This is a genomic window from Streptomyces sp. NBC_01224, assembly GCF_036002945.1.
GTDB lineage: Bacteria > Actinomycetota > Actinomycetes > Streptomycetales > Streptomycetaceae > Streptomyces.
Map to the genome: position 1 here is coordinate 7401179 of NZ_CP108529.1, position 24537 is coordinate 7425715.

General features: G+C 71.2%; 23 protein-coding genes and 7 tRNA genes. 19 read left to right on the top strand and 11 right to left on the bottom strand.

The window, feature by feature from the left end; translation table 11 throughout:
• From cobT to OG609_RS33350, 3 genes are all read left to right on the top strand, one after another.
• On the top strand, positions 1-3255 hold the full coding sequence (cobT, locus tag OG609_RS33340; protein WP_327276230.1) for a nicotinate-nucleotide--dimethylbenzimidazole phosphoribosyltransferase: 3255 nt from the start codon (positions 1-3) through the stop codon (positions 3253-3255).
• Positions 3256-3510: 255 nt separating this feature from the next.
• Positions 3511-4764 carry a uroporphyrinogen-III C-methyltransferase gene (gene cobA / locus OG609_RS33345; protein ID WP_327276231.1) on the top strand — a complete coding sequence of 418 codons (1254 nt, stop codon included), beginning with the start codon at positions 3511-3513 and terminating at the stop codon, positions 4762-4764.
• Between the two features lie 99 nt (positions 4765-4863).
• Complete coding sequence (locus OG609_RS33350; protein WP_327276232.1) at positions 4864-5682, top strand: TrmH family RNA methyltransferase; 819 nt, start codon at positions 4864-4866, stop codon at positions 5680-5682.
• 4 nt (positions 5683-5686) lie between these two features.
• Here the strand turns inward: OG609_RS33350 and OG609_RS33355 are convergent, their stop codons facing one another.
• Complete coding sequence (locus tag OG609_RS33355; protein ID WP_327276233.1) at positions 5687-7024, bottom strand: serine/threonine-protein kinase; 1338 nt, start codon at positions 7022-7024, stop codon at positions 5687-5689.
• Positions 7025-7630: 606 nt separating this feature from the next.
• On the opposite strand from OG609_RS33355, the gene OG609_RS33360 reads away from it, so the two are divergent.
• The 3 genes from OG609_RS33360 (at position 7631) to OG609_RS33370 (ending at position 9399) form a co-directional block, all read left to right on the top strand.
• Positions 7631-7840, top strand: coding sequence for a hypothetical protein (locus OG609_RS33360; protein ID WP_327276234.1), 210 nt, complete (start codon positions 7631-7633; stop codon positions 7838-7840).
• A gap of 174 nt (positions 7841-8014) precedes the next feature.
• Entirely contained in the window at positions 8015-9025 is a 1011-nt protein-coding gene (locus tag OG609_RS33365; protein ID WP_327276235.1) for a phosphotransferase family protein, read from the top strand.
• Positions 9026-9093: 68 nt separating this feature from the next.
• The gene (locus OG609_RS33370) at positions 9094-9399 is read left to right on the top strand and encodes a TFIIB-type zinc ribbon-containing protein (RefSeq protein WP_327276236.1); all 306 of its coding nucleotides are present in this window, start codon (positions 9094-9096) and stop codon (positions 9397-9399) included.
• A 153-nt stretch (positions 9400-9552) separates the two neighbouring features.
• Here the strand turns inward: OG609_RS33370 and OG609_RS33375 are convergent.
• The 5 genes from OG609_RS33375 to OG609_RS33395 form a co-directional block, all read right to left on the bottom strand.
• A tRNA-Val gene (locus tag OG609_RS33375) sits at positions 9553-9627 on the bottom strand.
• 23 nt (positions 9628-9650) lie between these two features.
• Positions 9651-9722 (bottom strand) — tRNA-Val (locus OG609_RS33380).
• A gap of 19 nt (positions 9723-9741) precedes the next feature.
• Positions 9742-9813, bottom strand: a tRNA-Val gene (locus OG609_RS33385).
• A gap of 1 nt (position 9814) precedes the next feature.
• Positions 9815-9888 (bottom strand) — tRNA-Cys (locus OG609_RS33390).
• A 37-nt stretch (positions 9889-9925) separates the two neighbouring features.
• A tRNA-Gly gene (locus tag OG609_RS33395) sits at positions 9926-9998 on the bottom strand.
• Positions 9999-10162: 164 nt separating this feature from the next.
• Here OG609_RS33395 and OG609_RS33400 point away from each other — a divergent pair.
• The 3 genes from OG609_RS33400 (at position 10163) to OG609_RS33410 (ending at position 12919) form a co-directional block, all read left to right on the top strand.
• A complete protein-coding gene (locus OG609_RS33400) occupies positions 10163-11197 on the top strand; it encodes a chorismate-binding protein (protein WP_327278278.1) in 1035 nt (344 codons plus the stop codon).
• Positions 11197-12018, top strand: coding sequence for an aminotransferase class IV (locus OG609_RS33405; RefSeq protein WP_327276237.1), 822 nt, complete (start codon positions 11197-11199; stop codon positions 12016-12018). The genes OG609_RS33400 and OG609_RS33405 overlap by 1 nt, the downstream gene beginning before the upstream one ends.
• A 64-nt stretch (positions 12019-12082) precedes the next feature.
• The gene (locus OG609_RS33410; RefSeq protein WP_327276238.1) at positions 12083-12919 is read left to right on the top strand and encodes a GNAT family N-acetyltransferase; all 837 of its coding nucleotides are present in this window, start codon (positions 12083-12085) and stop codon (positions 12917-12919) included.
• A gap of 13 nt (positions 12920-12932) precedes the next feature.
• Here OG609_RS33410 and OG609_RS33415 read toward each other — a convergent pair whose 3' ends face one another.
• Positions 12933-13448, bottom strand: a complete 516-nt coding sequence (locus OG609_RS33415; protein WP_327276239.1) for a DsbA family protein — start codon at positions 13446-13448, stop codon at positions 12933-12935.
• 202 nt (positions 13449-13650) lie between these two features.
• Here OG609_RS33415 and OG609_RS33420 point away from each other — a divergent pair, with 202 nt between their 5' ends.
• The 4 genes from OG609_RS33420 (at position 13651) to OG609_RS33435 (ending at position 15882) form a co-directional block, all read left to right on the top strand.
• On the top strand, positions 13651-14109 hold the full coding sequence (locus tag OG609_RS33420; RefSeq protein ID WP_327278279.1) for a hypothetical protein: 459 nt from the start codon (positions 13651-13653) through the stop codon (positions 14107-14109).
• 243 nt (positions 14110-14352) lie between these two features.
• Positions 14353-15372: a LacI family DNA-binding transcriptional regulator gene (locus tag OG609_RS33425; protein ID WP_327276240.1), complete on the top strand. Its 1020-nt coding sequence runs from the start codon at positions 14353-14355 to the stop codon at positions 15370-15372.
• 161 nt (positions 15373-15533) lie between these two features.
• Positions 15534-15716 (top strand): hypothetical protein, encoded by a 183-nt coding sequence (locus OG609_RS33430; RefSeq protein ID WP_327276241.1) that lies wholly within the window; start codon positions 15534-15536, stop codon positions 15714-15716.
• A gap of 10 nt (positions 15717-15726) precedes the next feature.
• Positions 15727-15882 carry a hypothetical protein gene (locus tag OG609_RS33435; RefSeq protein ID WP_327276242.1) on the top strand — a complete coding sequence of 52 codons (156 nt, stop codon included), beginning with the start codon at positions 15727-15729 and terminating at the stop codon, positions 15880-15882.
• Between the two features lie 4 nt (positions 15883-15886).
• Here the strand turns inward: OG609_RS33435 and OG609_RS33440 are convergent, their stop codons facing one another.
• Together OG609_RS33440 and OG609_RS33445 are read right to left on the bottom strand one after the other, a co-directional pair.
• Positions 15887-16474 (bottom strand): CGNR zinc finger domain-containing protein, encoded by a 588-nt coding sequence (locus OG609_RS33440; protein ID WP_327276243.1) that lies wholly within the window; start codon positions 16472-16474, stop codon positions 15887-15889.
• Between the two features lie 361 nt (positions 16475-16835).
• Positions 16836-17249 carry an SsgA family sporulation/cell division regulator gene (locus OG609_RS33445; RefSeq protein WP_003959770.1) on the bottom strand — a complete coding sequence of 138 codons (414 nt, stop codon included), beginning with the start codon at positions 17247-17249 and terminating at the stop codon, positions 16836-16838.
• Positions 17250-17439: 190 nt separating this feature from the next.
• Between OG609_RS33445 and OG609_RS33450 the strand changes: the two genes are divergently transcribed.
• Both OG609_RS33450 and OG609_RS33455 read left to right on the top strand, forming a co-directional pair.
• Complete coding sequence (locus OG609_RS33450) at positions 17440-17931, top strand: TIGR02611 family protein (RefSeq protein ID WP_327276245.1); 492 nt, start codon at positions 17440-17442, stop codon at positions 17929-17931.
• 54 nt (positions 17932-17985) lie between these two features.
• Positions 17986-18057 (top strand) — tRNA-Val (locus OG609_RS33455).
• Between the two features lie 429 nt (positions 18058-18486).
• Here the strand turns inward: OG609_RS33455 and OG609_RS33460 are convergent.
• On the bottom strand, positions 18487-21003 hold the full coding sequence (locus tag OG609_RS33460; RefSeq protein ID WP_327276246.1) for an SCO7613 C-terminal domain-containing membrane protein: 2517 nt from the start codon (positions 21001-21003) through the stop codon (positions 18487-18489).
• A gap of 83 nt (positions 21004-21086) precedes the next feature.
• Between OG609_RS33460 and OG609_RS33465 the strand changes: the two genes are divergently transcribed.
• Both OG609_RS33465 and OG609_RS33470 read left to right on the top strand, forming a co-directional pair.
• Positions 21087-21533 (top strand): SRPBCC family protein, encoded by a 447-nt coding sequence (locus tag OG609_RS33465; protein WP_327276247.1) that lies wholly within the window; start codon positions 21087-21089, stop codon positions 21531-21533.
• A gap of 39 nt (positions 21534-21572) precedes the next feature.
• Positions 21573-21644: transfer RNA gene (locus OG609_RS33470), tRNA-Val, on the top strand.
• Between the two features lie 79 nt (positions 21645-21723).
• On the opposite strand, the gene OG609_RS33475 is transcribed toward OG609_RS33470, so the two are convergent.
• Positions 21724-22449: a 3'-5' exonuclease gene (locus OG609_RS33475; RefSeq protein WP_327276248.1), complete on the bottom strand. Its 726-nt coding sequence runs from the start codon at positions 22447-22449 to the stop codon at positions 21724-21726.
• A 192-nt stretch (positions 22450-22641) separates the two neighbouring features.
• On the opposite strand from OG609_RS33475, the gene OG609_RS33480 reads away from it, so the two are divergent.
• Both OG609_RS33480 and OG609_RS33485 read left to right on the top strand, forming a co-directional pair.
• Entirely contained in the window at positions 22642-23208 is a 567-nt protein-coding gene (locus OG609_RS33480; protein ID WP_327276249.1) for a DUF4365 domain-containing protein, read from the top strand.
• Complete coding sequence (locus OG609_RS33485; RefSeq protein WP_327276250.1) at positions 23208-24482, top strand: hypothetical protein; 1275 nt, start codon at positions 23208-23210, stop codon at positions 24480-24482. The genes OG609_RS33480 and OG609_RS33485 overlap by 1 nt, the downstream gene beginning before the upstream one ends.
• Positions 24483-24537: the final 55 nt, after the last annotated feature.

Genomic DNA, 24537 nt, shown 5'->3' on the forward strand with positions numbered 1-24537 from the left:
ATGAGTGACACCGGCCAGATCCCGGGTGAGGGACTGCCGGAGAACGCAGGCATGGTGGAGCAGCCGGGCATCGCCGCCCCGGATGCCTACACCTACCTCGCTCCCTCCGAGCATGTGTCCGAGGACGACGACCTCCTGCTGATGCCGAGCCCCCAGGGCGCCTGGGGCGACCCGCAGGCGGTGCCGACCCCCGGTCAGTACCCCGAGGGCGTCGCCCCGCAGGCGCTGCTGCCCGAGCAGGGCGCCTACCAGGCCCAGCCCTCGGCACACACGCTCCACTCCCAGCCGGTCGGCGAGGCTCCCGGGCAGCCCCAGGGGCCCGTGCAGGTGCAGGTACAGGAACCGGTCCAGACGCAGGTCGCGGACGCATACGCCGCACAGCAGCCGGTGACCGAACCCCTGCCCGAGGCCGGCCAGGGGACGCACGAGACCGGTGGCCGCGACTCCGGTTCGGTCGACCTGAGGGGCGTACGCATCCCATCACCCACCCCGGCTCCCGCCCCGGCCACGGCAGCGCAGACCCAGGCCCCGGTGCGCCGGCCGCTGCATCGCGGCCCGGTCGCGGCAGACGGCGGGCCGTCCTACGGCGGAACGCCGAGCGGCGGTGTGGTCCGCTCGCTCGCCGACCGCGGACCGGCGGGCGCGCCCCAGGCGCAGGCCCAGACCCAGGCTCCCGCACGGCACGCCGGACCGCCGACCACCGGGCCCGAGTACTTCGAGATGCCGGTTGACGAGGCGCCGGCACTGCCGGGCCCGCAGCTCGGCGAGATCCTGCCGCAGGGCGGAAGCCCTTGGTCGGCCGAGGCGCCGCAGCCGGTCGTTCCCCCGGTAGCGGCAGAAACGGTCGTGCCCGAGCCGGTCGCCGAGCCGGTACCGGCGGCACAGCAGGCACAGCCGGTGCAGATCGCTCCGGTAGTGGTGCCCGAGGCCGTGAGCGCTCCCGAGGCCGATGCGGTACCGACCACGGCCGAGACTCCTGTCGAGGTTGTGGCGGAGGTTATTGCCGGGGCACAGGCAGAGGCTGTGTCCGAGGTGCCTGCCGAAGTCGCTGTCGTTGCATCGGAGGACGCCGCGGAAGTCGCTCCCATGGGCCAGTTCGTGCCCGTGGAAGGTTCGGTGCCGACGGCCCCGCACCTGGCCCCGGCCCCCGTGGTGGAGCAGGCCGAGGAAAGCGAGCCCGAGCCCGAGCGCGTGGTGTTCGCGATGGAGCCGGTCCAGCCCGCTCAGCCCGAGGCCGTCGAGGCCGCGGAAGTGGTCGAGACGGTCGAGAACGTCGCGCCCGCCGAAGCTCCTGAGCCGATCCCCGCGCCCGTCCCCGAGGCCGAGGTCCTGACGGTGGCCGAGCCGGAGCCCGAACCGGGCCCGGAGGTCATCGAGACCCCGGACATCACGGCCCCCACGGACAGCGCAGAGGTCGCGGAGGCCGCGCCCGCGGAGTCCGTACAGTCCGAGGCCCAGCCCCAGGCCGAGGAAGCGGAGGTGCCCGAGGCATCCGAGTCCGAAGCGACCGGGGCTCCCGCCTCCGCGCCCGCCCCCGGCTACGACGATGCCGAGCGCGAGGCCGTCCTGCGGGTCATGCGCGAGCGCCGCGACATCCGCAACGGCTTCCGCAGCGACCCGATTCCGCACGAGGTCCTGCTCCGCGTCCTCGAAGCCGCGCACACGGCGCCCAGCGTCGGCCACTCGCAGCCCTGGGACTTCGTCGTCATCCGCTCGGCGGAGACCCGGCGTTCCATGCACGAACTGGCACAGCGTCAACGCGACGCCTACGCCAAGTCGCTTCCCAAGGGCCGGGCCAAGCAGTTCAAGGAACTGAAGATCGAGGCCATCCTCGACACACCGGTCAACATCGTCGTCACCGCCGATCCCACCCGCGGCGGCCGCCACACCCTCGGCCGGCACACCCAGCCGCAGATGGCCCCGTACTCCTCGGCGCTCGCCGTCGAGAACCTGTGGCTCGCCGCCCGCGCCGAAGGCCTGGGCGTCGGCTGGGTCAGCTTCTTCGACGAGCGCGAGATGGTCCGCGCCCTGGGCCTGCCCGAGCACCTCGAAGTCGTCGCGTACCTCTGTGTCGGTTACGTCGACGAGTTCCCCGAGGAGCCAGAGCTGATGCAGGCGGGCTGGTCCAAGCGCCGCCCGCTGTCCTGGGTCGTCCACGAGGAGACGTACGGCCGCCGCGCACTGCCCGGCGAGGAGCCGCACGACCTGCTGCAGGAGACCATCTCCAATATCCGTCCGCTGGACGCCAAGGCGCTCGGCGAGGCCTGGGAACGCCAGAAGCGGATGACCAAGCCCGCTGGTGCGCTCGGGATGCTGGAGATCATCTCCGCGCAGTTGTCAGGACTCTCCCGGATGTGCCCGCCACCGATCCCTGAGCCCGCGGCCGTCGCGATCTTCGCGGGTGACCACGGGGTGCACGCCCAGGGCGTCACGGCCTGGCCGCAGGAGGTCACCGGCCAGATGGTCGCCAACTTCCTCGGCGGCGGCGCGGTCTGCAACGCGTTCGCGGCCCAGGTCGGCGCCGAGGTGTGCGTGGTCGACGTCGGCGTGGCCATGGAGCTGCCCGCGACCCCCGGCCTCCTTCCCCGTAAGGTGCGCGCCGGGACGGCCGACTTCACGACCGGCCCGGCCCTCACCCGCGAAGAGGTCCTCGCGGCCATCGAGGTCGGCATCGAGACTGCCCGTGATCTGGTCGCGGCAGGCAACAAGGGCCTGCTCACCGGTGAGATGGGCATCGCCAACACCACCGCGTCGGCCGCACTGATCTGTGTGTACACGGGCATGGACCCGGCCGAGGTGACCGGTCGTGGTACGGGCATCAACGACGAGATGCACGCCCGCAAGGTCGACGTGGTCCGCCGGGCTCTCGAACTCCACCAGCCCGACCCGGCAGACCCGATCGGTGTCCTGGCATCGGTCGGCGGCCTCGAACACGCGGCGATGGCCGGCTTCCTGCTGGGTGGTGCCTCGCTCCGTACGCCCGTCATCCTCGACGGCGTGAGCGCGGGCGCCGCGGCCCTGGTCGCCCGGGCGATCGCCCCCGAGGCCCTCGCCGCCTGCATCGCCGGCCACCGCAGCGCCGAGCCCGGCCATGTCGCCGCGCTCAACAAGCTGGGCCTGCGCCCGCTGGTCGACCTCGACCTCCGCCTCGGCGAAGGCACGGGCGCGCTGCTGGCGCTGCCGATCGTGCAGAGTGCGGCGCGGGCGATGCATGAGGTGGCGACGTTCGACTCGGCGGGCGTCACGGAGAAGTAGCCCCTCCACCGGACCCCCGCACCTCAATCACCGAAGGGCTTGATTTCCAGCCTTGCAGGCGCTTGAGGCGCGGGGTCCGGGGGGCGGAGCTCCGGTTACGGGAAGGGGCGGGCAGGGGAACAACCCCGCCGCAGGCGCCCCACGTACCCCGCACCCCACCCCGTATCGTGGACCCCGCCCCACAAACCCGCACGTCACAGCCGCTCCACCGACGCAGCGGCCCGCACCCCGCACCTTACGAGGAGCCGCACCGCCATGGCCGATCACGCCGATCACCCTGCGTACCCCGTCGGACTGCGTCTCAGCGGCCGCCGAGTCGTCGTGGTCGGCGGCGGCCAGGTCGCCCAGCGCCGGCTCCCCGCGCTCATCGCGGCAGGCGCCGACATCGTCCTCGTATCGCCGGCCGCGACCCCGTCCGTCGAGGCGATGGCCGACGCGGGCGAGATCCGCTGGGAGCGCCGCCCGTACGCCGACGGGGACCTGGCCGACACCTGGTACGCACTCATCGCGTCCGACGACACCGCGGCGAACGACGCCGCCTCCGCCGAGGCCGAGCGCACCCGCACCTGGTGTGTCCGTAGCGACAACGCCGACGCCGCCACCGCCTGGACCCCGGCCACCGGCCGCAGCGAGGGCGTGACCGTCGCCGTCCTCACCACCGACACCCACGGCCGCGACCCGCGCCACTCCGCCGCCGTCCGCGACGCCATCGTCGAGGGCCTGCGCGACGGCACTCTCGCCGCACCCCACCACCGCACCCGGACCCCCGGGGTCGCCCTGGTCGGCGGCGGCCCCGGCGACCCGGACCTGATCACGGTGCGCGGCCGCCGCCTCCTTGCCGAGGCGGACGTAGTCATCGCAGACCGCCTGGGCCCGCGCGACCTCCTCGACGAACTCCCGCCGCACGTCGAGGTGATCGACGCCGCGAAGATCCCGTACGGCCGCTACATGGCCCAGGAGGCGATCAACCAGGCGCTCATCGAGCATGCCAAGGCGGGCAAGGCCGTCGTGCGGCTCAAGGGCGGCGACCCGTTCGTCTTCGGCCGCGGCATGGAGGAGGCCCAGGCGCTCGCCGCCGAAGGCATCGCCTGCACCGTCGTCCCCGGCATCTCCAGCTCGATCTCCGTGCCCGGCGCGGCCGGAATTCCCGTCACCCACCGCGGTGTGGCTCATGAGTTCACCGTCGTGAGCGGGCATGTCGCCCCTGGCGACGAGCGCTCACTGGTCGACTGGCCGGCCCTCGCCCAGCTGCGCGGCACGCTCGTGCTCCTGATGGCCGTCGACAAGATCGGCGCTATCGCCCGTACCCTCATCGCCCACGGCAAGGCCCCCGAGACCCCGGTCGCCCTGATCCAGGAGGGCACCATGGCAGCCCAGCGCCGGGTCGACGCAACACTCGCGACCGTCGCCGAACGGGCCGTCGCCGAAGACGTACGTCCCCCGGCCGTCATCGTCATCGGCGACGTCGTCGCGGTCGGCGCGAGCTCCGTATCGCTCCCCGCCGAATAGCCGGCGCGAGCGTCGCCCGCACCCCGCCGAGTAACCAGCGGTAACGGATCTTCTCCCAAGCCGTTGGCACCACACACCGGACAAGGCAGTATCAAACCCGTGGCTGATCTCATCACCGTCGACGATCCCGACGACCCCCGCCTGCGCGACTACACCGGACTGACCGATGTCGAACTCCGGCGCAGGCGAGAGCCCGCAGAGGGCCTCTTCATCGCCGAGGGCGAGAAGGTGATCAGACGCGCCAGGCACGCCGGGTACGAGATGCGGTCGATGCTGCTCTCGGCGAAGTGGATCGATCTGATGCGCGACGTCATCGACGAGGTCCCGGCCCCGGTGTACGCGGTCACTCCCGAGCTCGCCGAGCGCGTCACCGGATACCACGTCCACCGCGGCGCCCTCGCCTCGATGCAGCGCAAACCGCTGCCGACGGCCGACGAACTGCTGGCCACGACCCGCCGGGTGGTCGTCATGGAGGCCGTCAACGACCACACCAACATCGGGGCGATCTTCCGCAGCGCCGCCGCCCTCGGCATGGATGCCGTACTGCTCTCCCCGGACTGTGCCGACCCGCTCTACCGGCGCTCCGTCAAGGTCTCGATGGGCGCGGTCTTCTCCGTTCCCTACGCCCGTCTCGACACCTGGCCCAAGGCTCTGGAGACCGTACGGGAAGCGGGCTTCAAACTTCTCGCGCTGACCCCGGACGAAAAGGCCAGCAGCATCGACGAGGCGGCACCGCACCGGATGGACAAGGTGGCGCTGATGCTCGGCGCCGAGGGGGACGGACTGTCCACCCAGGCCCTGGTCGCCGCCGACGAATGGGTGCGCATCCCGATGGCGCACGGCGTCGACTCGCTGAACGTGGGAGCGGCCGCTGCGGTCGCCTTCTACGCGGTGGCGTCAGGCCGCCCGCAGAACTGACCGCCTACTGAGGCTGCAGGCCCTCGCCCTCGCCCTGGTTCTGGGGCTGCGTCCGGCTCTCGCTCGTGCCCAGCCCGCGGGCCGGACCCTGGCAGCCCTGCGCCGCCGCGATGCCCAGCGCGACCAGCAGCGTGACCACGACGAAGACGACGAGCCGCTGGCGCAGCAGCCGCGGGTTGGCGGGACGCCGCCCCGTCGAAGTCTTACGGGCCCCGGGCCGCGTTCCCGGCCGGCCGTTCGTCCCGTTCGTCCCGTTCGTGCCTTGAGGGCGCTTGCCGGACCGCGTTGTGTTGCGCGGCGGCTGATGCCGCTGAGGGCGCGAACCACCGGTGCGGGGCGACCCGGCCCTCGACGACGTGGCCTGCCGGCTGCTCTGAGGTTGCTTCTGCTTCTGCTGACGGGGTGCCGGAGGAGCCGTACGCCGGGTCTGCTGCTCGGTGTACGGGCCGTCGAGACGTCCGGTCGGCCGGTCCAGTTCCTGTGCCGAACGCTGAACGGGCGGACGGCTCTCGTGCAGACCCTGGGCCTCCCGCGCCGCGATCTCCTTGAGCCGCATGGAGAGTTGAAGCGTGCTCGGCCGCTCCTCGGGGTCTTTCGCCAGACAGGCGCTCACCAGCGGCGCGAGCGCATCGTGTACGTCGTACAACTGCGGTTCCTCGTGCACCACGCGGTACAGCATCACCTCGGAACTGCCGTGCCCGAAAGGCGAGTCGGCCATCGCCGCGTAGGCCAGCGTGGCACCGAGCGAGAACACGTCCGTGGCGGGCGTAACCGCGGCGCCGCGCACCTGCTCGGGTGCCAGGAATCCCGGCGAGCCCACCGCCGTACCGACATGGGTGAGCGTGCTCGCCCCGGTCGCCCAGGCGATCCCGAAGTCGATGATCCGGGGGCCCTTGGGGGAGAGAAGGATGTTCGACGGCTTCAGGTCACGGTGGACGACACCGGCCTCGTGCACCGCCACCAGGCCCTCGGAGAGCGCCGCCCCGATCGAGGCCACCTCGGCCGCCGACAGCGGACCCTCCTCGGCCACCTTGTCGTGCAGCGAGGGCCCCGGGACGTACTGCGTGGCGAACCACGGGCGGTCCGCCTCCAGATCGGCGGCCACCAGACGCGCCGTACAGCCACCGCGGATCCGGCGCGCGGCGGACACCTCGCGCGCGAAGCGCGAGCGGAACTCCTGGTCCTCCGCCAGATCCGGACGGATCACCTTCAACGCCACCCGTTGGCCCCGCCGGTCCGAACCGAGATAGACGACACCCATGCCGCCCGCTCCGAGCCGCCGGTGCAGCCTGAACGAGCCGACGACACGCGGGTCCTCGCGCCGGAGCCGCATCATCGCCATGTCTGCCCATCCCCGCTGCCTGGTACGCCTGACGAGGCACAGCTTACGTACCCGGCGCCCGGGGCGCTCAGAGGCCGCGCCCTCGCCCGCCGATCGATTGTCAGTGCGCGGCAAGGTCCATGACGGGGAGTGGAGCCGCAGCCGGTCCCGCATCGAACGGTGCCGGGCCATCAAAGTGGTTGTGCTGTCCAGGGGTTGGAGCTGCGAGGGCTGCGGCCCCGACGAGTGGGGGCGCGACACGGACCCCGCGGGGAGGGGACCGCGGCGACCGGGACGACGTACCCACGGCCCACGGCCGGGAGCCGCGGCGCGGGCGAGTGAGTGAAGTCACGGTCGCCGTCCCACCTGCCGCCGCATCCGTCCGCCCACCTGAGCCACAACATTCCGGGCACCCTTCCGGGATGACCCCGGGATCAGGCGCCCGATCTCCACCCAGGGGAGTACATCGACTACCCGGGGCTCATCCTCCGGGAGGCCCGGAATTCGGTACGCGGGCATGACGTCGTACGCCTTCCGCGTCCCTAATGTTGAAGTCAAGCGGCGGGCGCAGCACTCGTCCCCCGAGGTCACACGCCCGCCGCTCCACATTCAGTCAGGAGAGGAACCATGGCGGACACGGCAGCGAGGACCATGATCCGCACGAGGGGACGCAGGGTTCATGCCTCGTTCGGCAGCCGCCCGTCGTCCGGTACGCGCCACCCGCTGGTGGCAACGGCGATGGTTCTTCCTCTGGCGGCCCTGCTCGTAGTCGTCTTCGGCGGCTGGGACGCAGTGGTCACACAGGCGTCGTCCGTGGGCGTGATGCTGGGGCGCTGAGCGGCGCCCCGGGTCCGGAAGAGCGGTCCGGACCGGGACATCCGGCCAACAACCCCGTGGGGACGGGGGTGCGGCGGACGGCAGCGTTTGTCCGGTCAGCTGGGGAGCTGACCGGACATCGCGCTGTCCGGGCTCTCTTCGCGACGCACGTACGCTCATCGGCGGGCCCGGCGCATGTCGGGCCGCCCGCACCTGTCCGCCACCGGGGAGTCCGTGACCACCGCAGTCGTACGCGCGCTGGGCGCCCTCGCCCACCGGGCCGCCCACGCCCATCCCGAGGACATCTGTGCCTGCCCGCCACCAGCAGTGCTTGCCGACCGTGCGGACGGCACGGTGGTCCGCAGCGGGGCTGTCGTCGCCAAGGCGCACGCCCCCGGCACGGACACCGCCGACCTGCTTACCCGGCTGACCCTCGCGAACGACTCCCGCCTGGCCGACATCCTCCTCGCCCCCCTGGAGCCCCGGCCCCCCGTACCCTCCACCACCATCCAGGGCCGCCCGGTCACCCTGTGGCCCCACGGCGAGCCCGTCGACCCCGGCGACCCCGACGCCGCCCCCTGGGAAGAGGCCGCCGTCCTGCTGGCCGGGCTGCACCTGACCCCGCCCCCGCCCTCCCTCGCGCTCCCGCCCATGCGGGGCCCCGCCAAGGCCTCGCTCGCCGTTGCCCGGATGCGCGCCGCCCGGCCCGGCGACCCGGCCACCACCCCCGTACGCGAAGCGTGGCACCGCCTGCCCGCCTGGGCCCGCGACGAAGCCGCCGCGCCCCCGCACCGCTCCCGCTTCCTGTGCCACGGCGATCTGCACCTCGGGCAACTCGTCCGCCACCCCGCCCCGCACGGACCCTGGCTGCTCATCGATGTCGACGACGCCGGCCTCGGCGACCCCGCATGGGACCTCGCCCGCCCCGCCGCCTGGTACGCGGCCGGGCTGCTGCCGCCCGAGGTCTGGCTCCGTTTCCTGGACGCCTACCGGGCAGCCGGCGGACCTGCCGTACGCTCCGAGGGCGACCCCTGGCCCGAACTGGACGTCCCAGCCCGGGCCCTGACCGTTCAGACCGCGGCGCTGGCATTCGCCAAGTGTGCGGCGGAGGGCCGAACTCCGGATGAGGTGGAACAGACGATGATCGACACCTGTGCCCGAATTGCCTCCCTGCCGCCCGAGTTGGCCGCCGATCCCTCGTCGTAGGCTGAACCGACCGTCGGCGGGCATGTATTCCGGCGACGGCGACCCGACGGCGAGGAGTGAGCCGAACCATGCAGTGTCCCAAGTGCCACGCACAGATGCAGACGTACAACCGCAATGGCATACAGATCGAGCAGTGCAGCGGCTGCCGGGGGATCTTCCTCGACTACGGCGAGCTGGAGTCCCTGACCCGCATCGAGGCGCAGTGGACGCAGCAGGCCCCGCCCGTGCCGCCCGCCCCGCAGGCCTACCCGCCCGCCCCGCAGGCCTACCCGGCCGCCCCGGCGCCCGCCTGGGGCGCCCCGCAGCACCACGGCGGCCACCACGGCGGTCACTACCGGCACAAGAGCTTCGGCCACATGCTCTTCTCGTCCTGAGCGGGGCGACACCGGTGAGCGCCTGACCGTGGGCCCGGACGCCTTCCGTCCGGGCCCGCGGTGCGTTCTGCCGTCGGGCCGCTCACCGGTACCCACCGCTGCTGATCGCGGAAACGACAAAGCCCCGGTCGCCGAGACGACCGGGGCTTTTGCTGGTGCGCGATACTGGGATTGAACCAGTGACCTCTTCCGTGTCAGGGAAGCGCTCTCCCGCTGAGCTAATCGCGCAGGGTGAACCCGCGTGTACTGCGTGCGCGATACTGGGATTGAACCAGTGACCTCTTCCGTGTCAGGGAAGCGCTCTCCCGCTGAGCTAATCGCGCGGGGATCCTTGTGGATCAGTGGACGATACTGGGATTGAACCAGTGACCTCTTCCGTGTCAGGGAAGCGCTCTCCCGCTGAGCTAATCGTCCTTGGAGGTGGAGACGGGATTTGAACCCGTGTAGACGGCTTTGCAGGCCGTTGCCTCGCCTCTCGGCCACTCCACCAGGAGTGAGGGTTCGGGAAGATCCCCCACTTTCTGCGAGCGGACGACCAGGTTCGAACTGGCGACCTCAACCTTGGCAAGGTTGCGCTCTACCAACTGAGCTACGTCCGCTTGTCTTTCCCGGTCCGCTTGCGCGTCCCGGCGACGTGTTGAACTCTAGCGGATTCCCGGGCCAGTACAAAAACGCGTTTGTGCAGCGTGCTGAGGTGCGTTCGCCCCGGCGCAGGTCATCGCGCGCCGTCACTAGACTCAACGGCGTGCACGACCTCGCTCCAATGGCCCGCTTCGGCGGCCTCGTCGCGTCCGATCTGCAGGACGTGACCAGTGATCCCGCAGCCCTCGACTCGTCCGGCTTCTGGGCCGTATCCGCCGATTTCGAGGGCCGCCTCGTCTGCGCGCGCTTCGCCGCTGTACGTGCCGAGGCGGTGCCCGCCCCGGTGCGTGGCGCCTGGCGTGGCCCCGCGGCCGGTGACTGGAACTCGTCCCTGGACCGTGCCGCGTACACCGCGGGCGTACGGCGGATCCGTGAGTACATCGCGGCGGGCGAGGTCTACCAGGCCAACCTCTGCCGCGTGATGACCGCGCCACTGCCCGACCCGGCCGCCGCGGACGTGGACGCGCTGACCGCGCTGCTGGCACGCGGCAACCCCGCCCCGTACGCAGGAACGATTCGGCTGCCCGCGCACGGCGTGGAGATCGCCACAGCCTCCCCCGAACTCTTCCTGAGGCGTGACGGCCGGATCGTCGAGTCGGGACCGATCAAGGGCACCGGACGGACCGAGGACGATCTGCTGGAGAAGGACCACGCCGAGAACGTGATGATCGTCGACCTGGTCCGCAACGACCTCGGCCGGGTCTGCGCCACCGGATCGGTCACGGTCCCCGACCTCTGCGTGGTGGAGAAGCACCCGGGCCTCGTCCACCTCGTCTCCACCGTGCGCGGAGAGCTCGCCGAGGGCGCCGGCTGGCCCGAACTCCTCGACGCGGCGTTTCCGCCCGGCTCCGTCACCGGGGCACCCAAGTCCAGCGCCCTCCAGATCATCGAGGAGCTGGAAACCGCACCGCGCGGGCCCTACTGCGGCGGCATCGGCTGGGTCGACGCCGACCGCCACACCGCCTCCCTGGCTGTCGGCATACGGACCTTCTGGATCGACCGGACCCGGACCGCACCGGTACTCCGCTTCGGCACCGGGGCAGGCATCACCTGGGGCTCCGACCCGGGGCGCGAATGGGACGAGACCGAACTCAAGGCCTCCCGGCTGCTCGCTGTAGCGTCGGGCGCTTACGAAGCGACTGGAAGGACCGCGTAATGAGGATTTGGGTCAACGGCGAACTGCGGGACGCCGACGACGCCCGGGTGTCGGTGCTCGACCACGGACTCACCGTGGGGGACGGCATCTTCGAGACGGTCAAGACCGTCGGCGGCAGGCCCTTCGCCCTCACCCGCCACCTCGACCGGCTGACCCGCTCCGCCCGCGGCCTCGGCCTCCCCGACCCCGACCTCGACGAGGTGCGCCGCGCCTGCACCGCCGTCATCGACGCCAACCCGATGGCGCTCGGGCGGCTGCGCATCACTTACACCGGAGGGCTCTCCCCGCTCGGCTCCGACCGCGGCAACGCCGGCCCCGGCCTCGTCGTCGCCCTGGGGGAGGCGGGGCGCCGCCCCGACACCACCGCAGTGATCACCGTCCCCTGGACGCGCAACGAACGCAGTGCGCTCGCCGGGCTCAAGACCACCTCGTACGCCGAGAACGTCGTCGCCCTCGCCCGCGCCCATGAGCACGGCGCGTCGGAGGCGCTCTTTGCCAACACGGTCGGACAGCTCTGCGAAGGCACCGGGTCCAATGTCTTCGTCGTCCTCGACGGGCAGCTGCACACCCCGCCGGTCGCCTCGGGCTGCCTCGCCGGGATCACCCGTGCACTGGCTGTGGAGTGGACGGGGGCCGAGGAGACCGACCTGCCGTTCGATGCCCTGGAACGGGCCGAGGAGATCTTCCTGACCTCCACGCTGCGTGATGTGCAGGCCGTCCACCGGGTGGACGGCCGGGAGCTGCCCGGCGGGCCGGGGCCGTTGACTGCCAAGGCCATGCGGATCTTCGACGAGCGGGCCGGGAACGACCTCGACCCGTAGAGCCCGTACCTCGAACCCGTAAAACAGGGTGACGGGCCGGGGCTCAGCGTATAGAACGTCTCCGATGACCACGACCCTCCGGCCGACCGGGCCGATCCAGCAAGGCGCCGACGGCGCGAAGAGCCGTGCATACGACGTGTGCGACAACGGGCGGCCCGTCGGCGCCGTCGAGATCGGCACGGATCCGGGGTTCGGCGAGAGGGCGGGCGTGCTCCGCTCCCTGCACATCGACGAATCCCGCCGCAGGCGCGGACGCGGCACCATCGCGGCGCTGGCCGCCGAAGAGGTGCTGCGCGGATGGGGCTGCACCCAGGTGACGGTGGCGGTCCCGGCGCAGGACACCGCGGGGCAAGGACTGGCCACAGCGCTGGGCTACGCCGAGCGCAGCAGGAACATGGTCAAGACACTGCCGCAGACCCCACCCGCGCTGCCTGACGGTGTTGCTGCCCGCGCGATGACGGACGACGAATTCGCGCAATGGGAGCGCGACGCGATCACCGGCTATGCGCAGACCTGGATCGACCGTGGCGTCCCGGTGGAACAGGCCATGAGGAAGGCCGAGACCAGCCACGGCCAGAACCTGCCGCACGGCCTCGCCACCGAGGGAGCGCATCTGCACGTCCTCGTCCGCGAGGACGAGGTCGTGGGACATGTCTGGGTGGCGCGGCACGAAATGCACCCGGGGATGCTGGTGGGCTACGTGTTCGACGTCGAGGTGCGTGAGGAGTTCCGGGGGCGGGGGTACGGCCGGGCGCTGATGCTCCAGGCCGAACGTATCGCGCTAGGGGCGGGCGACGACCGGATCGGACTGCATGTCCTCGCCTCCAACACGCCGGCCCTGCGACTGTACGAGTCGCTCGGTTACCGAACGACTCAGTACAACCTGGCCAAGACGCTCTAGCGGCCGCGTCGGCTCAGCCCTGCTCGGCGAGCAGCCGGTCGGTGATCTCCTCGATCCGTTGGCGCAGCCCGTCCTGGCTCCTGCCGCCGTCCAGCCGTTCGTCGCCGATCACATACGTCGGCGTGCCGGTGATCCCGATCGCCTTGCCCTCGGCCTGGTCGGCGTCGACGATCAGCATGTGGCGTCCGTCGATCAGGGCGGTGTCCATCTCCTCGGCGTCCAGGCCGAGTTCCCGCGCCACCTCGATCAGCAGCGGCTCGCCGGTGCGGCCGAGGTCGTCGGTACGGGCGAGAACCGCCTCGATGTACGGCCAGTCCTTGCCCTGGGCCGCCGCCTCCTCGGCAGCCTGCGCGGCGGCGTAGGCGTGCTTGTGCTTCTCCAGCGGGAAGTGCCGCAGCCGCACCTCGAGGCGGTCGCCGTACTTGGCCCGCAGGGCGTGCACATCGGTGAGGGCCTGGTGACAGTCGGGGCACTGGAGCTCGCACCAGACGTCGAGGACGACGGGCGCTGCGGGGGTGGAATCGCTCATGCGGCCAGTGTCCCAGGGCCCGCGCGAGCGTCCCAATCGGCAGCCGATCCGCTCCGGCTCCGTACGACCGGATCGCTTCCGATCGGCACCTGGGGAGGATACCGGCCCTGAAATGTCCCTGATGTGGTCCCGGATCGTGGCCGCCCGGGTGGTGACCGGTGCAGGATGGAAGGGACGTTTCCCCTTGCGCCTGGAGGCCCCGATGCTTGCCGAGACCATCTGTTCCGCGGCGTCCGCGGCGGGCCTGGGCATCGCCGCCGTCACCGCGTACCGGAAGCGCTTCCTCGCCGCGGCCCGGATCGCTGCCTACTCCCTGGTGCCGATCGGCCTGGTGCTGACCGGAGTCGTGGGCTGGGTCGCCGGAATCGCCTTCAAGCCGAGCGTCTGGATCGGCTTCGGGCTGCTCGCCGTGGCCTGGCTGCTGTTCATGACCACTCGTGCGATCGAGCGCCGCGGCGTCGGTAGCCGCAAGGAGCGCAAGGCCGCCGCCCGGGCGGCGCAGAGCGAGGCCATCGCTCCCGCGGCTTCGGGGCCCTCCCTGGGGTCCCGGCTCCCGGCGAAGCAGACGCAGGCGCGTCCGAAGGCGAAGCCGCAGCAGCAGTCCTCGTCGGGCGAGGACTTCAGCGACATCGAGGCCATCCTGAAGAAGCACGGAATCTGACCCGCGCCCCCGCCCTCTTCCGGCGGGGGCGAGCGCACTCTCGGGTGATTGAATCGATTCATGATTCACCTTGACGGTGCATGGCGATGGAGCTAGCGTCCCGATCGGATTGAAACAATTCATTCCGCTGCGGGTGATCCCCGGGAAACCGGCCCGGGGCGACGGAATGCCTCATGACGGCGTCCGTACGATGGGGTGGCGCCGCGGACGTGTGCGGCCGAGGGCATCAGTGGGGCAGGGCAAGTGGCGCGTGTGGCAGGGATCAAGGATGTGGCCCGGCAGGCGGGAGTCTCCGTGGGCACCGTGTCCAACGTGATCAACCGGCCCGAGGCGGTGCTGCCGGAGACCCGCGCCAGGGTGCTGGCCGCCATCGAGGAGCTCGGGTACGTACGCAGCGAATCGGCCCGTCAGCTCAGGGCGGGCCGCAGCCGGATCATGGCACTGCTCGTCCTCGACATGGGCAATCCGTTCTTCGTCGACGTGGCCCGTGGTGCCGAGCGCGCCGCCCGTGCGGCCGGCCTCGGTGTCATGGTCTGCAACAGTGGCCAGAGCCCGACGGAGGAGGCCGAGTACCTCGGGCTCTTCGCCGAGCAGAGGGTGTGCGGCGTCCTGGTCACCCCGGCCGACACGACCGGCCGGAACCTGGAGGCGTTCAGCCGTCACCGGATTCCCTTCGTGCTGGTGGACCGGGTGGCGTCCGGCACGGGGACCTGCGCGGTCTCCGTCGACGACGTCCGCGGCGGCGCTCTCGCCGTCGGTCATCTGGTATCGGCCGGGCATCGCTCGGTGGCGTATGTCAGCGGCCCCGGCGACCTGCATCAGATCAAGGACCGGCGCGAAGGAGCCCTGTCGGCTCTCGCCGACGCCGGACTGCCGCCCGAGGCACTCGTCGAGATCCCCTCCGACCGCCTGGACGTGGCGGCGGGCCGCGATGCCGGGGCCCGGCTGCTCGGTCTTGTGCCGCGGCCGACCGCGGTGTTCTGCGCCAACGACCTGCTTGCCCTCGGTGTGCTTCAGGCGCTGTACGCGGCGGGCGTGCGGGTGCCGCACGACATCGCCATCGTCGGCTACGACGACATCGAATTCGCCGCCGCCGCTGCCGTACCGCTCACCTCGGTCCGTCAACCCGCGGTCGTCATGGGAAGGATGGCCGCGGAACTCCTGCTGGAGGAGGCGGACGACGAGGGCGGCTCGCACGAGCACCGCAGCGTGGTGCTCCAGCCGGAACTCGTGGTGCGCGCCTCCAGCGCGAAGCCGCGCTGAGGCCGCGGCCCCACCACCCGGCTTCTTTCGCGCCGTTCCTGGTCCAACTCGGCGACTGCCGACCGGAGTCCGGTGAGCCGTAGGGCTTCGATGTCTCCTGGCGGCGTGTCCGCGACCAGTCGGCCGCTTGCCCGCCGGGCCTCGAATTCAGCGTGCGCAACGTGGTGTTGAGCAACGTCGACGCCCACGGTGTGTCGCGTGCGATGGAGAAGCGCACCGGCCGTCGTACCGAAAATGTGATGGACGATCGGACGCCGGAGCGAATCGTGACCGGCCATGGGGTGGGTGAACTCCCCGTACAAGAAAGCGTGTTGATCGCCAAGGGGGCCTGGACTGAGTCATGATCGTCCCGAGATGGTGGACACCTCCCGGGGCGATGCCCCCGCAAGCCCTGCCGAAGAGCCGCGCGGCTGCCTCTTCGCGCTTTCCCAGCCCCCTTTGATGATCTTCCTCGCGGTGGTCGGCAGCCTGCTGCTGATGGCCGCGCTGCATGATCTCTTCCTGCTGTGAGCGGTCAGCCGGCCGCTTCCTTGCGGCGTGCCCGGTACGCGGCCACATGCAGACGGTTACCGCAGGTGCGGCTGGAACAGTAGCGGCGGGAGCGGTTGCGGGAGAGATCGACGAAGGCGTGCCGGCAGTCCGGCGCGTCGCACCGCCGCAGCCGCTCCTGCTCGCCCGCCACCACGATGAAGGCCAGTGCCATGCCGCAGTCGGCGGCGAGGTGGTCGGCGATCGAGGCGTCCGGTGCGAAGTAGTGGACATGCCAGTCGTAGTCGTCGTGATTGCTGAGCTGCGGTGTGGTGCCGGCGGCGGCGATGAGGGCGTTGACGAGCGGGGCGGCGATCTGCGCGTCGTCCGTCGCGAAGATCGCGGCGAAGCGTGTCCGTACGTCCTGTACGGCACGCAGGTCCTTCTCATGGAGCTCGCCCACGCCGCTGATGCGATGGCGCTGCGCGAAGTCGTACAGCGCTGCGATGTCGGCGAGACCGTCGATCGGCTCGCCTTCCGGCTGTCCGCTTCCCGGGGGCTCGCTCTCCGGTGCGGTGTTCAGCAGATCGACCACCGTGTCGAGGGCGATCCGGGTGTCGTGGGGGATCAGCACGCTTTCGCTCCCTGGCCTCCGGCGGGCGGGTGCCCGCCGATGCGGGCTGACTCTACTGGCTCGGCGTCGGCGCGCAGAGGCCCGAGAGAGCCCATGAGGGGCGCGGGGAGGGCTTACCGGCCACCTATGGGCATCCGTTGGCCGGAGGCTGCCTGTCCGGGCCGTGGGTGGGCGCCCCGGGGCCCCGGCGCCCCGGGGCGCCCGTCGGCGCGTGGGGTGTGCGGGCACGGCTGTGGGGGAACGCGCCGACGCCGTCACCACGGTGGATTCCGTGATGACGGCGTCGATGTCAGCCCTATGAGGTTTTCCGCGCGGCGCCGCCTCCCCGAGTCGGACGGCGCCGTGCAGCTCTCGGCCTGGCTCAGCTCTCGGCCAGGATGTGTGAGAGCTCCGTATCGAGGTCGAAGTGACGATGCTCGGTGCCTGGCGGAACCGCGGCGTCGGTCCTTTTCAGGAACGACTCCAGGGCCCTCGCCGGGGCTTCGAGCAGGGCTTCGCCCTCCGGGGAGCTCAGTGCGATGCAGACGACGCCCTGGCCGTGACTACGGGATGGCCAGACGCGGACGTCTCCGGTGCCGGTGGGCCGATGAAGCCCCTCGGCAAGGAGGTCGCGGGCGAAAACCCACTCGACCGTTTCCTCCGCTCCGGTGTGGAAGGTGGCGTGCACGGCATAAGGATCGGCCGTGTCATACCGCAGGCCCGCAGGTACAGGCAGTGAGGACTCGCTCGACACAACGAGGCGCAGGTGCAGCTCGCAGCTGACCGTGGTGTTCATAAGCGCCAGGGCCTTTCGCTCAGTGTGCGCTCGGGGATTCGCACGTCGGCGAAATCGACATGCCACCTACGGTGGCGTTGTAAACCCCTCTGACCTTTTTGTGTTCCTTCAGGTAGCTCGTACGGCGGTGTGTAACTTTGGGTTATACGGCCATTCCGGTGACGAAGACCGTTCCGGTAGGTTGGCTCCCATGAATGCGGACAGTTACGAGCGGGACGGGGGCGCCGTACCGGCGAAACCAGTGTCCGCCACGGGGGATGTGACGGAAAGCGTGACAGGAGATGTCACGGAGGGTGTGACGAAGGAGGACCGGGAGCTCGGCTCCAGGGCGCCCGGGTTCATCAAGGCGTCCAGGGCGCTGCACATGAGCTGGCAGGTCGGCGTCTTCGCGGTCGGCCTCGCGGTGGTCGTGGCGGGCATCATCATGCTGCCGTTGCCCGGCCCCGGCTGGCTGGTGATCTTCGGCGGCATGGCGATCTGGGCGACCGAGTTCGTCTGGGCGCAGCTGGTGCTGCGCTGGACGCGGCGGAAGGTCACCGAGGCCGCTCAGCGGGCGCTCGACCCCAAGGTCCGGCGTCGCAACATCATCCTCACCGTGATCGGTCTGGTGATCATCGCGGTGCTGGTGGGGATCTACGTCTGGAAGTTCGGCATCACCATGCCGTGGAAGATCCACGAGTGACCCGGGGATGGTCATGGGGCGCCGCTGACATGCGGTAATGTTTGGCCTGCGCCCGGGCGATTAGCTCAGTGGGAGAGCGCTTCGTTCACACCGAAGAGGTCACTGGTTCGAACCCAGTATCGCCCACCCCGGACAGAGGGCCCGTGAGACCGCAGAGTCTCACGGGCCCTCTGCATTTCCGCGCCCGCTCGTTGCGACGTCTCCGTGAACGATTCAATCGATCGTGGCAGCGGGTGACGCCGGGATTCGTTCTTCGGGAAGAAGCATCCGGATATCAGGGTCGGGACGGGCTGCCAGGGTCGCCCTCCAGGACTGCGAGAATTTCTGGAAAGAGTTCAACGCCCAGGCCCCCGTGGGTAAATGCATGTCCCGATGCCTTCCGGAACTCCGTCGTGTTTCTGTGCAAGTAAAACGAGAAACGTGTACTGCGCGACTCCGAGGGGCGGTTCGGCTGCGACAACTTCCTTGTCCGGTACGCCTCCGGCGACGACCCGATGACCACAGGCCGGCCCGAGGCCCATGAGAGAGACCCGGGCCGGCCATGTGGCCACACCGTCAACGCATCCGGCCCAGAGCCTCCTTCAGCCGCCGGGCGTCGCGCAGCCGCTGCTCGTACGTCGCCCCGACCACCAGCAGCAGCACCCCGGCCAGCGCGGGCGGCAGCCAGCGCGGCAGGGCGCCGACGACCTGGACCACGTACGGCGCGAGTTCGTGCAGGGCGTCCAGAGCCAGCACCGCACCACCGAGCAGCAGCAGCGCCTGCAGCCGCAGCCGCGCGCCCGACAGGGTGATCACCAGTGCCGCCACACCGAGCAGCAGTGGCCGCACCCAGTGCGGATCGGCCCATGCCGTGAAGAGGCTCGGCACCAGCGTCGCCGCGAGGCCCGCACCGTACGCCGTCCACGACGACGCCTCCGGATCACGGCGTCGGCGCAGCGCACCGACTGCCAGAGCGGGCACCGTCACCGGAAGGGTGTACGCCTCCGGGGTTGACACCCCCGAAGCCGACAGCCGCAGCCAGGCTGCCAGGATGAACAGCGTCATCGCCAGATACCCGGCCACCGGCCGCCGTTCGGCCCGTACGGCCGTACCCGCCGCCAGTACCCCGCACAGCGCCAGCACCAACGCCAGGAACGGCCGGTCCGTCACTGCCATGCCCACCGCCACCACGCCCGCCGCGGCCCCGGTCAGCTCGACGGGCAGAGCCGACGGCAGACCCCGCAGCCGAGCTCCGAGCAACACCGTCACCGCAGGAACGACCAGCATGACCGGCGCCGCCTGATGCGCGGAAAGCCCCAGCGACGCCCCGACCGCACGGGCGAGCACCATCCCGCACACCACCGCAGCGCACGCCGGTACCGCCTGCACGATCTGCAACGCCCTTGCGGATCGCGCCGCTTGAACGGACGGCAGCGGCGGCAATGTCCGCGCCGTCGGCACCGCGGCGCCGAGCATCACCGCGGCCCCGCCGAACACCACCAGCAGCACCGCGAACACCGCGTACGTGGCAGCCTCCGTCGCGAGAGACAGCATCCCCGCACTCAGTGCGCCGGCCAGAGCGCACACCAGCGCAGTCAGCCCCACACCATCCATCCTGCGGCGCAGACCTCGCACCGCCACCCCGAACACCCCGGCGACCAGAGACAATTGCACCGACACAGCGGCTGCGTACGACATCCCCAGCACTGCGGGCAGCACGGTGAACCCCGCCCAGCCGAGCGCCACCGCACCCGCCCCCGCCGCACCCCGCCACGCCGCACCCGGCGACAGCACCGGCCCGGCCACCCGCACCAGCCACGCCCACGACCGGGACGCCGCCCCCAGCAGACCGGCCACCACCAGCAGCACCACCGGCGCCGCAGCCATCTGGGACCACGCCGGACTCTCCATGCCCAGCGCGCCCCGGACACCACCGTCCGGTGCCCCCGACCACACCCGGGCCAGCTGCGACACCGCACCCATCAGCGACAGGCCGACCGGCGGTGCTGCGGCCAGCACCGCTCCGACGGTCACCGTCGACGAAGCCCACACCAGCCCCTGCCCGACCGGACGCGGCAGCGGAGCGCGCACCGCCACCAACAGCACCACACCGCACAGCAGATACATCGGCACCGACCAGCCCCAGGCCACCCCGGCACGCAACACACCACCCATGGCGGCCACCCCGCACAACCCGGCCACCACGCCACCGGCCACCGCAAGCCCCGCCGGTGCACGCCACGCCCCGGACACCGCGATCAGCGCTCCCACGAGCAACAGCGCACCCGGCGCCAGCGCGGCCGACACCGCATCGGCGGACACCGACTGCGCCAGGGCCACCAGCAGCCCCAGCAGGCCCGTAGCCCAGCAGCAGACGCAGGCCGTCAGCCGTACGGCAACACCCTTGCCCCACACCGCGATCGCGCAGCCCAACGCCGCCGTCACCAGCAACGCCCAACCGAACATCGTGGCTCCCGCACCCGCCGCCCACGCCCACAGCAGCAGCGGCAGCTGCGCACTCACCACCGCCAGGGGCAGCGGCAGTCGCAGCCGGTCGAGCAGCAGCCCGTACGCGCCCCAGAGCACGGCCAGCACTGCCGCGGCGATCGCGGCGAAACCTCGTCCGTCTGCCTCCGGCACCGCCACCCGGTGCAGCGCAAACGCGTCCAGCACCATCAGCACCGAAGCCAGGGCGGCGAGCGACTCGGCTGTCGCGGGCAGCCCACGACGCAGCAGCACGGCAGGAGCGGAAAGCGCCGCGACCGTCACCACCCCGAGAACCGCCGAGCGGCCACCGATGCCCATGTGCCCCCAGCTGACCAGAGTGAACGCGATCGCCGCGATCGTCAGCAGCAGACCGCCCAGGGTCAGCAGCACATTCTGCGCACCGCGCGGCCCGACAGGTGCGGCAGGAGGCCCGAACGGAGCGGCGAACGGCGGTGCGGGCGGGGCGGCAGGGCGCGCGACGGGCTGCGTCAGCACACTCAGCAGCCAGGTACGACGAACCAGCAACTGGGACCGGCGGGCATCCAGCCGGGCCAGCTCGCGATCGAGGAGCGCCAATTCCTCGGCGGGCGGCGGCACATGTTCCATGAACGGGAGTGTGGCGCGAGCCACAGGTTCGGACATGCGCTCGGGTACTCAGTTGTCCGGCTGAGTACGCGCAGACTGGGACCATGGACTGGAGTCGCTACCGATTTGTGAGTATCTGGGACCTGCCAGGCCCACCCGATGCCGTGTACGAGATCCTCGGACGCGCGGATGACTACCCGCGATGGTGGCCACAGATCCGCGAGGTCACCTCGGTCGACGGTGCCACCGTGACCACCCGCATCCGCTCCTTCCTCCCGTACGAACTCGTCATGACCGTCCGCGAACGCCGCCGCGACCCCGGGGCCAGGGTCCTCGAAGCGACCCTCAGCGGCGACCTCGACGGCTGGGCCCGGTGGACGGTCACCGCGCACGGCACCGGCAGCCGTGCCACCTACGAGCAGGAGGTCGAGGTGCACAGACGGCTGATGCGGCTCCTCGCGGTGCCCGGACGCGCAGTGTTCCGGGCCAACCATGCCCTGATGATGCGTGCCGGACGGCGGGGCCTCACGGCCCGGCTGGAACGAGTTTGAACCAGACCCGCCGGGCCCTGTATGGTTCAACCCGTTCCCGGGCGATTAGCTCAGTGGGAGAGCGCTTCGTTCACACCGAAGAGGTCACTGGTTCGAACCCAGTATCGCCCACCCGGAAGAGGCCGGTCCGTCAGCAGAATCGACGGACCGGCCTCTGCGTGTCCGGGAAGAGGCTCCGGGGCGTGACCGATCACGCCGCAGCAGGAAGCTCCGGGCGCAGCGGCCACGCAGGATCCACCGCCTCCGCCGTGCCGTTCTTCGCGAACCACGCCTGCAGGCCGCGCGCCTGTGCCGCATGCCACACGGCCTGCAAGGTGTGCAGCTCCGCAGGTGTCAGCCGCTCCAGACGGGACGAGAACCGCCGCGCCACCGCCCGTACCAGCTCCAGCGAGGCCGCCGCATCGGCCGCCGCGTCATGCGCACCGTCCAGCACCACCCCGTACAGCTCGCAGAGATCGGTGAGGGTCCGCCGGCCCTTGCGGTAGCGGTCCAGATGCTTGTCGAGTACGCGCGGATCCAGCACACACAGCGGTGCGTTCTGCAGATAACCGGCGAGCGACGACGCGCGATGACGCTTCAGCTCCCGGTCCAGCAGAGTCAGATCGAACGGCGCGTTCATCACGACGAGCGGACGGCCGGCCGCACACTGCTCGGCCAGCGCCCGGGCTATCTCCTCCACCACGGGCGCCGGCCAGCGGCCGTTGCGCTGAAGATGATCGTCGGTCAGACCATGGATCTCGGTCGCCCCGGCGGGCACCGGCACCCCTGGATTCACCAGCCAGCGAGTGACACGCACCCGCCCGCCTGTCGTGTCCTGGACGACCAGGGCGGCCGAAACGATCCGGTCCTCCTCGACGTCCACTCCTGTTGTCTCGGTGTCAAAAGCGGCCAGCGGCCCCTCATACCAGTGAGTCATCCCCGAACTCCTCGTGCCCGAACGGCAGATGGCGTGATTCCCCTGCCCGGTTCGGTGATACCCGCACCCTTTGCCTGATACGCCGTTTGCGGGCCGCCCTGTGCGGTGACAACACAGGTGACGGGAACGGAAGTTGCCCGTCACCCCTGCAACGAAGAACCGATCGGCACAGCCCGGAAGGCACACGCAGCCATGGCGCTCGCGCAGCCCGAACCGAGCGGGCTGCTGCCCCAGCGGATCGCACCGCTGCGCGGCACACTCGCCACCACCGCCTGCATGGAGACCCTCCAGGTGGGCTACTTGCACGCCGTCGCGGCCGCGGCGGGGTGCTCCCTGTCACAGCCCTTCCCCGACAACGGCATCGACTGGCACGTCAGCCACGGCGCCCCGGGTCACACCGTGGACGACGAAGTGACCATAAAGGTGCAGCTCAAATGCACCTACCAGATCCCGCCGCACCCGCCCGGACCGACGTTCTCCTTCACGCTCGACAACGCACACCTCGTGAAGCTCGCCCGGACCCCCGTGTCGGTGCACAAGATCCTGGTCGTGATGATCGTGCCGCGCAGCCAGGACGACTGGCTGCGCGCCGGACACGACCGGCTCGACCTGCGGCACTGCTGCTACTGGACCAACCTGGCCGGCCACGCGGTGACAGGCCGGCACCGGACCACCGTGCGGATCCCGACCTCGCGCATATTCGACGACCGGGCGCTCTGCGAGATCATGACCCGCGTAGGGGCGGGAGGGAGACCCTGATGCATCGGCCGATGGACGAGTCCGTCAACGAAGCGATCCCGTCAGCGACACGCCCGCACCCCAGTGAATCCGCGGGACCGTGGCCCATCGCTCCCGAGCCGTTCGGAAACATCCCCGACCCCGCCCGTATCGACCCCGCGGTCCTCGGCGCCCTGCTCGACCGGCACGGCTGGCACCGCCGCGGCGGGGCGGCGGGACGCTACAGCCGCTGGACCCCGCCCGGACCACCGGCCCCGCCCGGCGGCGGTACGAGCCTCCTCGTCCCCGACACCACCGCCTTCCCCGACAGCGAGGACCTCCTCGGCGAGGCGCTGACCGCGCTCGCCCGCAGCGCCGCCCCCTCCGCCCGCGAAGTTCTGGTCTCCCTCGCCGTACCCAGCGACGAGATCCGCTGGTGGCGCGAGGTCCCCGAACCGGTCGCGGGAGCGGCCGGGGCCGCCAGCTGGACGGGGGCGGAGCAGCTGCACACCGCTGCTCGGCAGATCCTGCTCGCCGGGGCGCTCGCCGTGCGAGGGCGCACCGGCTACCACGGCGCACGCCACCGCCGCAGGGCCCTGGCAGCCCTCGAAGACATCCTCGTCGGGCCCGCGCCCGGAGGCCGCGATCTCACCGCCTTCATCCCCGTCGAACCGGGCCGTGCCGTCGCCGTACGGCTCTACCACGCCCTGCACGCCACCCGTGAGGCAGTGGACTACCAGCGGGCCACCGGTGGCGATGAAGCCTTCGGCGCCGCGGTCGAGGCAGGCGTCAGCCGGGAACTCACCGAGGCCGTCATCGCGCTGGTCCGGGGCTCGGAAGGGGCCGGGATCGCCCTGGAATGGGCGCCCGCCGCCGGGACGCCCGAGGGTTGCCCGGCCCGCCCCGAGCCGGTGGAATTCTCCCCGGGCGACCTGCCCGCCCTGCGCCGGGCGGGCGCCCGCTACCTCCAGGACGAACCCGCCGTGACGGTACGGATCACCGGCGCCGTCGTCCGGCTGCGCCGCTCGGGACCGCGTGGCGCCGGGATCGTACGGCTGCGGGTGCTGGCCGGCGCCGAGGTGCCGCACGTACGGCTGGAGCTGGACGAGGAGGCGTACCGGATCGCCGGCCACGCCCACCTGGTGGGACTGCCGATCCGGGTGGAGGGCAGGCTGGAGAGCCGCGGCGGCTTCCGGCGGCTGACCCGGACCTCGCAGGTCGTGCCCGTGCAGGTGGACGAGGCGGAACGGGACCGGCTGATGAAGTCGCTCCAGGAGAACGTCGACTATTTCGAGGAGGCGTGCACCGGCGAATAAGGGGCGCAGGGGGCAGGCTGCGGGCAAGAGGCGGCCCTTCGCGCTCAACCGTTTC